Source organism: Variovorax sp. Varisp85 (assembly GCF_047304045.1).
Taxonomy (GTDB): domain Bacteria; phylum Pseudomonadota; class Gammaproteobacteria; order Burkholderiales; family Burkholderiaceae_C; genus Variovorax.
Genome location: NZ_JBGLYN010000086.1, coordinates 16,612 through 27,193, shown reverse-complemented (window position 1 = coordinate 27,193; position 10,582 = coordinate 16,612). Strand labels below are relative to the sequence as shown.

The following is a 10,582-nucleotide window of genomic DNA, read 5'->3' as shown; positions in this document are numbered from 1 at the left end:
CGCTTCTATGCCGAGCACATCCTCAACAAGGTGCCGGGCATGCGCGACAGCATCGTCGACGGCGCCGAGAGCGTCACGGCGCTCGCGCTCGACGCTTTTTGAGCCCCGCCCCGTGTCGCCCACCTGACGGGCGGCAGGGGCTCCTCTCTCTTATAAAACCGACATCCATTTACGGAGACAACATGTCCAAGCTACCCCCCGTCCTCGCGAACCTGCCGCTGCCGATCATCGGCTCGCCGCTGTTCATCATCAGCAACCCCAAGCTCGTGATTGCGCAATGCAAGGCCGGCGTGGTCGGCTCGATGCCCGCGCTCAACGCGCGTCCCGCGGCGCAGCTGGAAGACTGGCTCGCGGAGATCACCGAGGAACTCGCGGCCTACAACAAGGCCAATCCGGACAAGCCGGCCGCGCCGTTCGCCATCAACCAGATCGTGCACAAGAGCAATGACCGCCTCGAGCACGACATGGAAATGGTCGTGAAGTACAAGGTGCCGATCGTCATCACCTCGCTGGGCGCGCGCACCGACGTGAACGACGCGGTGCACAGCTACGGCGGCGTGACGCTGCACGACATCATCAACAACAAGTTCGCGCAGAAGGCGATCGAAAAGGGCGCCGACGGCATCATCGCCGTGGCGGCGGGTGCAGGCGGCCACGCGGGCGTGAAGAGCCCGTTCGCGCTGGTGCAGGAAATCCGCCAGTGGTTCGACGGCCCCATTGCACTGTCGGGCTCCATCGCCACCGGCGGCGCGGTGCTTGCGGCGCAGGCCATGGGCGCCGACTTCGCCTACATCGGCACCGCCTTCATCGCGACCGAAGAGGCGCGCGCCAGCGAGGACTACAAGCAGGCCATCGTCGACGGCACTTCCGACGACATCGTCTATTCCAGCCTCTTCACGGGCGTGCACGGCAACTACCTCGCACCCAGCATCGTCGCGGCCGGCATGGACCCGGCCAATCTGCCCGAAGGCGACGTCAAGACCATGAACTTCGGCGGCGGCGAAGGCAGCAAGGCCAAGGCCTGGAAAGACATCTGGGGCTCGGGCCAGGGCATCGGCGCCGTGACCGAAGTGGCGAGCGCCGCGGCCTTCATCGAAAAGCTCAAGCGCGAATACCAGGAAGCAAGGCAACGGCTCGCGCTTTGACTTCCGCCGCGAACGGCGCGGCGCCTGCTGCCGGCGCGCCGTCGTCATCCGTGGGGCGCATGCCGCTGCTCGATGCGGCAAAGGGCATCGCCTGTGCGGTGATCGTCGGACACCATCTTTCGCGCTACGGCCCGATGCCGGCCGGCGCGTATGCGCTCGCGCCCGATTTCTTCGCCTGGCTGGCTGACGAGGGCCGGCTGGCGGTGCAGGTGTTCCTTGTGATCGCCGGCTTCCTGGCGGCGGCCAGCCTTGCGCCTGACGGCCTGCTGCGCGTGGAGCGGCCGGTGACGCGCATCCTGCAGCGCTATGGGCGGCTGGTCATGCCATACCTTGCTGCGCTCACGGTGTGCGTGCTGGTCGCGGCGGTGGTGCGGCCATGGCTCGACGAGGAGGTGGTGCCCGCGGCGCCGACCTTCGGGCAGCTGGTCGCGCATGGATTGCTGCTGCAGGACCTGCTGGGCTTCGAGTCGCTGTCGACGGGTGTCTGGTACGTGGCCATCGACTTCCAGTTGTTTGCATTGGCGCTGGCGCTGGTGGGCCTGCCCACGCTGCTGCAGCGCTCGAGCGGTTCGCCGCCGCCGGGCGCGCAGATGCGCTGGATGCCCGTGGCGCTGGTGGTCGGCCTGGCCGTGGCTTCGCTCGTGCTCTTCAACCGCAACGCGGGGCTGGACGACACCGCCTTCTATTTCTTCGGAACCTACGGCCTGGGCATGCTGGTGTTCTGGATCGGCCGCGCCACGCGCGCCAGCACCTGGCAGAGCGCCGTCGCGCTGATGGCGCTGGTGGGAGCAGGCGCGCTTGCCCTCGACTGGCGCAGCCGCATCGCGACCGCGCTGGTCACGGCGCTGCTGCTGGCCGTCGCGCAGCGCCGGAACTGGCTGTCGCCGCCCCATTGGCCTGCCGTGGCCATGCCGTTGCTGCGGCTGGGGCGCATGTCTTACTCGCTGTTCCTGATCCACTTCCCGGTGCTGCTCGCCACGAATGCGGCGGTCGCTAATTCCGGGCCGCACGGCGCGTGGTTCGATGCGGCCGGCCTCGTGGCGACCTTCGGCCTGTCGGTGGCCGCGGCGGCGCTGCTGTATCGCTGGGTGGAAGCGCGCCCTGCCTCGTGGCGCGCGGTCTTCGCGCTGTTTGCCGCGCTGCTGGTCAGCGGAATAGTCGTTTCTCATTAAAGGACAGGCGCGCCCGCGCAGGCGCACTGGCCGAATCTTCCTGAACCGGTTGCGCTCGAGCGCTGGAGCGTGCAGTCTGCGGGCTCGTCAGTCGCTCCCATCTCCGGTATGATTGTGGAAATTTCAGTAAATACTGAAAATACACGAAAAAAAGGAATGATCAAGCACTCGCCACTCCGATCGCCGCTGCGGGCTTTCGCGTCGCCCGACGTCGGCGGGATGGTGCAGGGCGCCGCGGCGCTGTTCTGGCTGCCGCAGGCGGCGCTGTTGGCGATGGCGGTGCAGGGGCTGGCGTCGGGTCGCGGTTTGGCGGCCGTGACCTGGCCCGCCGGTGCGATCCTGTTGCTCGGGCTGCTGCGGGCAGGCTGCGAGGCCTGGGGCGCGCGCCGGACCTTCTCCCGGGCGCGCGCGCAGCTCACGGCGCTGCGCGCGCAAACAGCCGCGGCGCTGGCCGGCGGCTCGCCGCTGGATCGCGGCCGCGCGCCTTCCGGGCTGGCCGCCAGCGTGCTCGCCGAGCAGGCCGAAGCGCTGGTGCCGTACCTGGTGCGCTACCAGCCCGCGCGCTGGCGCGCGACGGTGGTGCCGATCTTCATCCTGTGTGCGGTGGCCGCCTTTTCGTGGGTGGCCGCGCTGGTGCTGCTGGTCGCGGCGCCGCTCATTCCGGTCTTCATGGCCATCGTCGGCTGGCGCGCCAAGGCGGCGAGCCAGGCGCAGATGGTGGAGATGGGCGGCATGAATGCGTTCCTGCTCGACCGGCTTCGCGGGCTGGCGACGCTGCGTGCGCTCGATGCGGTGGAGGCCACGGCGCAGCGGCTGGACGATGCCGCGCAATCCCTGCGCCGGCGGACGATGGCGGTGCTGCGCATTGCGTTTCTCTCGTCGGCCGTGCTGGAGCTTTTCTCGGCGCTGGGTGTGGCGATGGTGGCCGCGTACGTCGGTTTCCACTTGTTGGGCACGCTCGGCTTCGGCACCTGGGGCCGGCAGCTGAGCCTGGGCGAGGGGCTGTTCGTGCTGCTGCTGGCGCCGGCATTCTTCGAGCCGCTGCGTGAGTTGTCGGCGGTCTGGCATGACCGGGCTGCGGGCGAAGCGGCGCTGGAGGCGCTCGACCGCTTGCAGCGCAACGAACTGCCGCTGCCCGGTGCGAACGCTTCGCTGACGCGCGCAGCGATGGCTCCGACCGGCGGGGCACCGGCTGTCGCCGTCCGCAACCTGCATTTTTCCTGGCCCGGTGAGCCGCAAGAAGTCTTCGAAGGCTTCGAGCTTCGCGTCGCGGCCGGCGAACACGTCGCGTTGATGGGACCCAGCGGCTCGGGCAAGACGGCCTTGCTGTCCTTGCTCGCAGGCCTCGTGCCCGCGGCGCGCGGCGAGATCTCGGTCGGCGGCGTGGTGCTCACGGATCGCACGGTGACGGCGCTGCGCCAGCGCATGGCATGGATGGGCCAGGCGCCGCACGTCTTCGCCGGCTCGGTCAAGACCAATGTGGCGTTGGGGCGCGCGGAGGTGGGTACCTCGGAGGTCGCCGAGGCGATGCGCTTCGCGTCGCTCGACGCCGTGGCGCAGGCGCATCCCGGCGTGGCGATCGGAGAGGGCGGCCATGGCCTGTCTGGCGGAGAAGCCGTGCGGCTCGCGCTCGCACGCATCGCGGTGCATCCGCATGCCGACCTGCTGCTGGTGGACGAACCGACGGCCCACCTCGACACCGAAACGGCCGAGCGCGTGGCCGATGCGCTGGTGGCGCTGGCGCGCGGCAAGACCCTCGTCGTCGCCACGCACGACCCGGTGCTGGCTGCGCGCATGGACCGTGCAGTGAACCTTGGCACCGAAGCGATGGAGAGGGCCGCATGAAGGCGTCGCCTCTCGTCGCTTCGAACTGGCGCGATCTGCGCCTGGTGCTGCGGCCCTTCCTTGCCGCGCAGCCGCGTCCCCTGCTGCTGGGCTGCCTGCTAGCGGCAGTCACCGTGCTTGCAGGCATGGCGCTGCTGGGGCTTTCGGGCTGGTTCATCACCGCGACCGCATTGGCCGGCCTTCATGCAGCCACCGCCTTCACCTTCGACGTGTTCATGCCGTCGGCCGGCATCCGCCTGCTGGCGCTCGGCCGTACGGCATCGCGCTACGGCGAGCGGCTGGTGACACACGACGCGACCTTCGCCGTGCTCGCCGCGCTGCGCGTTCGCCTGTTCCGCGGCTGGGCCAAGGCCGAGGCGGCGCGCGAACTGCTGATGCGCCCGGCCCGCCTGCTGTTTCGCCTGACGGCCGACATCGATGCGCTGGAGTCGCTCTACCTTCGCCTGTTCGTGCCGGCCGCTGCGACATTGGGCGCTGCATTGCTGGCGGGCCTCGTGCTCGGCTTCATGCACGCCGGCGTGGGCATTGCGCTGATGCTCTGGCTCGTGGTCGTCGGCTGGGGCATCGCGTTCCTCGTCGCAAGGCGCGCGCGCCGACCGGCCGTGCAGCGGGCGCATGCCATGGAAGCGCTGCGCGCACGCGCGGTCGACCTCGTGGCGGGGCAGGCCGACCTGGTGATGGCAGGCCGCATCGGCGCACAGCGCGAGGCATTGATGAATGCCGATATGCACCTCGCCAAGGCGGACCTCGTGCTGAACAAGCTCGAAGCGGCGGCTGGTCTGGCCTATGGCAGCGCAAGTACCCTGACCCTCGTCGGCGTGCTGCTGGCCGTCGGCGTGCTGGCAGGCGAGGGCGCCATCGGCGCGCCCGCTGCGGCGCTGGCACTGTTGGTGGCACTCACTGCGGCCGAACCTTTCGCGGCCTTGCGCCGTGGTGCGCTCGATGCGGGCCGCACGTGGCTGGCGGTGCGGCGCCTTGCACCGCGCATGACTGCGCAAGGCAACGAGGTTGCCGCGGCACAAGAGCGTGACGCGGCCTTCGCGGTGGAGCTGAAGGGCGTCACGGTGGTTCACCCCGGCAGCCGCACGCAAGTGTTGCGCGACGTGTCGCTGACCCTGAACGCAGGCGAGCGCGTCGCACTGATCGGCGCAAGCGGCGCCGGAAAGTCCACGCTGCTCGCAGCTGTCGCCAACGAGATCACGCCACAGTCCGGCAGCACGAGCGCGCAGCCCGCTTGCCTGCTCACGCAGCGCACCGAACTGTTCCAGGACAGCCTGCGCGACAACCTCCGCCTTGCAGCCCCCGACGCCACCGACGAGCAATTGCACGCCGCACTGCGCGCCGCAGGTCTCGAAAGCGACCTGCGCGCGATGGCCTCCGGCCTCGGCACCCGCCTCGGCGAGGGCGGCCTCGGCCTCTCGGGCGGGCAGTCGCGCCGGCTCGCACTGGCCCGCCTGCTGCTGCGCCCCGTGCCGCTCTGGCTGCTCGACGAACCGACCGAGGCGCTCGATGCCGCTACCGCACACGACGTGCTGCATCGCCTCGCGCAACACGCCGGCCGACGCACCTTGCTGATCGCCACGCACCTGCGTCGCGAAGCCGCGCTGGCCGACCGCATCGTGTGCATGCACCAGGGCTGCATCACCGCCGACCTGCGGCGCGGCAGCGGTGCCTTCGACGCTGCGCTGCGCAGCCTGCGGCCGGATTGATTTCAGAACGGGAAAACAGGGAACACAAAGGAAGACTCATGGACCTCGACATCGTCGCGCTATCGCGCCTGCAGTTCGCCGTCACGGCGCTGTATCACTTCCTGTTCGTGCCGCTGACGCTCGGGCTTTCGATCATTCTCGCGATCATGGAGACGGTCTACGTGATGACCGGTCGCACGATCTGGCGCGACATGACGAAGTTCTGGGGCGTGCTGTTCGGCATCAACTTCGCAATGGGCGTGGCCACCGGCATCGTGATGGAGTTCCAGTTCGGCATGAACTGGAGCTACTACAGCCACTACGTCGGTGACATCTTCGGCGCGCCGCTGGCCATCGAGGGGCTCATGGCCTTCTTCATGGAAGCCACCTTCGTCGGGCTGTTCTTCTTCGGCTGGGACAAGCTATCGAAAGTGGGCCACCTGATCGCGACGTGGGCCGTGGCCATCGGCTCGAACTTCTCGGCGCTGTGGATCCTGATCGCCAACGGCTGGATGCAGAACCCCGTGGGCGCGGCCTTCAACCCGCAGACCATGCGCATGGAAGTGACCGACTTCGCCGCGGTGCTGACCAACCCCGTGGCGCAGGCCAAGTTCGTGCACACCGTGTCGGCGGGATACGTGTGCGCGGCCGTGTTCGTGCTCGGCGTGTCGGCCTGGTACGTGCTCAAGGGGCGCCACCTCGAACTTGCAAAGCGCTCGATGACTGTTGCGGCCTCGTTCGGCCTCGCCGCCGCGCTGTCGGTGGCGGTGCTCGGCGACGAAAGCGGCTACCTCTCGGGCGAACACCAGAAGATGAAGCTGGCCGCCATCGAGGCCATGTGGGAAACGCAGCCCGCGCCCGCCGCCTTCACCGTCATCGGGTTTCCCGACCAGCAGGCGCGCGAGACGCACTACGCCATCCACGTCCCGGCGGTGATGGGCCTGATCGGCACGCGCTCGCTCGACACCGTGATGCCCGGCATCGACGAACTCGTGAAGCGCGCCGAAGCCCGCATCCGCGAAGGCCTCAAGGCGTACGACGCGCTGCAGAAGATCCGCGAAGCCGGCGGCACCGGCAAGGTCACGCAAGGCGTGCGCGGCGACTTCGAGGACAACGGCATCAACATGGGCTACGCGCTGCTGCTCAAGCGCTACGTGGACGACCCGCGCACCGCCACCGACGAGCAGATCGCAAAGGCCGCGTGGGACACCGTGCCGCAAGTGGCGCCGCTGTTCTGGCTGTTCCGCGTGATGGTGGGCATCGGCATGCTGCTGATCGTGCTGACCGCCACTTTCTTCGTGCTGTCGGCACGCCGCAGGCTGGACCGCTACCGCTGGCTGCTGAAGCTCGCCGTGTTCGCGATTCCGCTGCCGTGGATTGCCATCGAGTCGGGCTGGCTGGTGGCGGAGTTCGGCCGCCAGCCGTGGGTGATCGAGGGCGTGCTGCCAACCGCGGTGGCCGTGTCGAACCTCGGCGTGAAGACGCTGCTGCTCACGCTCGCGGGCTTCGTCGCGATCTACAGCACGCTGCTCGTCATCGAGATGAAGCTGATGCTCAAGGCCATCCGCAAGGGGCCTGAAGCCGAGCACGCGCCCGACGAGGGCGACACCCGCTCGCACGTTCCGCCGGCGCACGCCGGCGCCGCTGTTGCCACCACCGGGAGCGCCGCATGATCCTTCACACACTCCTCGACTACGACACCCTTCGCATCATCTGGTGGCTGCTGATCGGCGTGCTGCTGGTGGGCTTCGCCGTGACCGACGGCTTCGACCTGGGCAGCGGCATGCTGCTGCCTTTCGCGGCGCGCAACGACATCGAACGCCGTGTCGTCATCAACAGCGTGGGCCCGGTGTGGGAGGGCAACCAGGTGTGGCTGATCCTCGGCGGCGGCGCGATCTTCGCGGCGTGGCCGCAGCTGTACGCCGTGTCGTTCTCGGGCTTCTACCTTGCGATGTTCGTGATTCTCACGGCGCTGATCCTGCGGCCCGTGGCCTTCAAGTTCCGCAGCAAGCGCGAGTCGCCGCAATGGCGCGCACGCTGGGACGGCGTGCTGTTCTTCAGCGGCTTCGTGCCCGCGCTGATCTGCGGCGTGGCCGTGGGCAACGTGCTGCAGGGCGTGCCGTTCCGCTTCGGAAGCGACATGCACATCTTCTACGACGGCGGCTTCTTCGGCCTGCTGAACCCGTTCGCCATCCTGTGCGGGCTGGTGTCGGTGGCGATGCTCGTGATGCACGGCGCGTCGTGGCTGCTGCTGAAGACGGCCGGGCCGGTCGCCGAGCGCGCGCGCAACTACGGCATGGTCGCCGCGGTGCTCACCATCGCGCTGTATGCGCTGGCCGGCGTCCTGCTGGCGACGAGCATCGGCGGCTATCGCATCAGCAGCGTGGTCGATGCGATAGGACCGTCGAATCCGATGCTGAAGACTGTCGAGCTGCACGCCGGTGCGTGGACCGCCAACTTCACTGCGCACCCGTGGACATGGGTCGCGCCGGCCGCGGGCTTCGTCGGCGCGCTGGGTGCGCTGCTCGGCCTCGCGCTGCGCCGCCCGGTGCTCGCGCTGCTCGCGGCGGCGCTCGGCATCGCCGGCATCATCCTCAGCGTGGGGGCGTCGATGTTCCCGTTCATCCTGCCGTCGTCGATCGATCCGCGCGCGAGCCTCACGGTGTGGGACTCGTCGTCGAGCCACCTCACGCTGTTCATCATGCTGGTGGTCACGGCCTTCTTCATTCCCCTGATCGTGGCCTACACCAGCTGGGTCTACCACGTGCTGTGGGGCAAGGTCGACGAACAGGCGATCCGCGACGAGAGCGGTCACGCCTACTGAACGGAGGAAAAAAGATGTGGTACTTCGCCTGGATCCTCGGTCTGCCGCTGGCAGCCGCTTTCGCCGTACTCAATGCCATGTGGTACGAACTCATGGACGACGACGCCATCCGCAGGGAGAAGCTCGAGATGCCCGAAGCGCCGCAGGGGCAGGAGCGGCTTTGAGAGTCCCTTCACTTTTTGCGGTCAGTCTGGGGGGCGTGCACAGGCCACCGGGTACTCCCCTCCGCGAAGGTCCCCCGTCGGCGTGAGCGCCCCCGAACGGCGCCCCCTTCAATCCGCCGCGGGCTTCTTCTTCGAGACGCCGCCCCCCGTGATGCGGTCCTTGAGTGTCAACACCTTCGTCACCGTCGCGCCCATGCCCATGAGCTTCATGGCGGTCTCGGGCGCGAGCCGCTGCACGTCGTCGAACCATTTCATCAGCCGGTCGATCAGGTCGTGCATCTCGCGCATGCGTTCCTGCGCGTGGCGTTCGGCGTCGCTGGTGGGTGATTCGAGCAGCGCGTTGCGCAGCATCGAGAGCGTGGGTTCGATCTCGCGGCGGCGGCGCTCCTCGGCCAGCACGCGAAAGATTTCCCACACGTCCGAGGGGGCCTCGAAGTATTCGCGCCGGTCGCCCGCGTGATGCCGCAGGTGCACCAGCCGCCAGGCCTGCAGTTCCTTCAGGCCCATGCTGACGTTCGAGCGCGAGAACTCGAGCAGCTCGGCGATCTCGTCGGCGTTGAGCGCGCGCTCCGACAAAAAGATCAGCGCGTAGATCTGCCCGACGGTGCGGTTGATGCCCCACTTGCTGCCCATCTCGCCGAAATGCGCGACGAACTGGCGGTTGAGGGGAGGGAGGTCGGAGGAGGTGGCCATGCCCGAATTGTCGTGCCGGATTGCTGGAATTCCGGGACGTTCTGAAAACTCAGTCCGGTTGCGCCGCCGCGGTCCTTCGGTCCGGCCCCTGCGCTCAAGCCTTCTTCTTGAACAGCTTCGCGATGCCCCACAGCGCCGCACCGCCCGCCACCACGGCCAGCTTTGCGAACTTGGCCAGGAAGGCCAGCGCAATCGCGAACAGGCCCAGCTTCTTCACCGCAACGCCGGCCACCAGCGCGGCCAGGCCGTAGGCGGCGACCTTGTCGGTCGATGAATTGAAGTCCGCGTACTTCTTGCCGTCGTCGTACTGGATTGCGGCCAGCAGCTTGCTGGCGTCGGGCTTGTATTTGTCGAGGTCCTTGGCGTTGGTGATGAGGTTCAGGCTCAGGTAGCCGTCGCGGCCCAGCGCGTAGGTGTTGTAGTTGACGCCTTGGCTGCCGTCGGTGTTGCCCTTGCGCTGGGACAGGGCCGACCACACGAGGCGGTGCGATGCGGCTTCGTACTGCGGCTTCTGCGCCCAGCCCGTCACCTCGATGGCGGGGATGCCGCGCTTGGCGCGCTCCTCGTTCGCGGCTTCGGTGCCTTCCTTCAGGCTCTTGAGCAGGTCGTCGGCGTTCCAGTCCTTCGCATCGTCGTCCTTGATATAGCCCTCTTTCACGAACTTCACGACGGCCATCCAGTCGGCGTCGTCGGCGGGGAAGATCGCGCCGACGAAGGTGTCGTCGGTGCGGTTGCCCATGCTGCGCATCAACTGCGCGGCGGCGGGCGTCGGCACCCACACATAGCCCGCGGGCAGCTGAAGGTGGGCCTGGTCGCGCAGCACGATGTCGGCGGGGCCGGCCTTCTGCACGGCCTTGGCAGCCTTGAAGGCGGCGTCCTGCTCGGCTTCCAGCGAACTGGCGGTCGAAGCGGGGGTGGACGGGGTGGTGCCGGTCGGCGATGCGGCGTGGCCGGTGTGGGCCACGAAAGCGGCGCACGCGAGCAGCACGCCGGCTGTCAGGCGGGTGGTTTGAATACGCAAGTTCTCTCTCCTCGGTTGTTGTATGTCTGG

General features: G+C 68.3%; 9 protein-coding genes. 7 read left to right on the top strand and 2 right to left on the bottom strand.

The annotated features are described in order from the left end of the window. Positions 1-182 precede the first annotated feature (182 nt). The 7 genes from ACCC97_RS25650 (at position 183) to cydX (ending at position 8,838) form a co-directional block, all read left to right on the top strand. Positions 183-1,145 carry an NAD(P)H-dependent flavin oxidoreductase gene (locus ACCC97_RS25650; RefSeq protein WP_413335766.1) on the top strand — a complete coding sequence of 321 codons (963 nt, stop codon included), beginning with the start codon at positions 183-185 and terminating at the stop codon, positions 1,143-1,145. A gap of 59 nt (positions 1,146-1,204) precedes the next feature. Next, the gene (locus ACCC97_RS25645) at positions 1,205-2,317 is read left to right on the top strand and encodes an acyltransferase family protein (protein ID WP_007828830.1); all 1,113 of its coding nucleotides are present in this window, start codon (positions 1,205-1,207) and stop codon (positions 2,315-2,317) included. Between the two features lie 156 nt (positions 2,318-2,473). Beyond that, complete coding sequence (gene cydD, locus ACCC97_RS25640; protein WP_413335764.1) at positions 2,474-4,162, top strand: thiol reductant ABC exporter subunit CydD; 1,689 nt, start codon at positions 2,474-2,476, stop codon at positions 4,160-4,162. Next, positions 4,159-5,871, top strand: coding sequence for an amino acid ABC transporter ATP-binding/permease protein (locus ACCC97_RS25635; protein WP_413335762.1), 1,713 nt, complete (start codon positions 4,159-4,161; stop codon positions 5,869-5,871). Before cydD ends, ACCC97_RS25635 begins: the two co-directional genes overlap by 4 nt. A gap of 38 nt (positions 5,872-5,909) precedes the next feature. Further along, on the top strand, positions 5,910-7,523 hold the full coding sequence (locus tag ACCC97_RS25630; protein WP_007828834.1) for a cytochrome ubiquinol oxidase subunit I: 1,614 nt from the start codon (positions 5,910-5,912) through the stop codon (positions 7,521-7,523). Then, on the top strand, positions 7,520-8,674 hold the full coding sequence (gene cydB / locus ACCC97_RS25625) for a cytochrome d ubiquinol oxidase subunit II (protein ID WP_413335760.1): 1,155 nt from the start codon (positions 7,520-7,522) through the stop codon (positions 8,672-8,674). The genes ACCC97_RS25630 and cydB overlap by 4 nt, the downstream gene beginning before the upstream one ends. Before the next feature lie 14 nt (positions 8,675-8,688). Beyond that, positions 8,689-8,838 (top strand): cytochrome bd-I oxidase subunit CydX, encoded by a 150-nt coding sequence (gene cydX, locus ACCC97_RS25620; protein WP_007828837.1) that lies wholly within the window; start codon positions 8,689-8,691, stop codon positions 8,836-8,838. A 108-nt stretch (positions 8,839-8,946) separates the two neighbouring features. Here cydX and ACCC97_RS25615 read toward each other — a convergent pair whose 3' ends face one another. Both ACCC97_RS25615 and ACCC97_RS25610 read right to left on the bottom strand, forming a co-directional pair. Further along, positions 8,947-9,531: a GbsR/MarR family transcriptional regulator gene (locus ACCC97_RS25615; RefSeq protein ID WP_007828838.1), complete on the bottom strand. Its 585-nt coding sequence runs from the start codon at positions 9,529-9,531 to the stop codon at positions 8,947-8,949. 94 nt (positions 9,532-9,625) lie between these two features. After that, the gene (locus ACCC97_RS25610) at positions 9,626-10,519 is read right to left on the bottom strand and encodes a DUF2167 domain-containing protein (RefSeq protein WP_157632114.1); all 894 of its coding nucleotides are present in this window, start codon (positions 10,517-10,519) and stop codon (positions 9,626-9,628) included. Positions 10,520-10,582 lie beyond the last annotated feature (63 nt).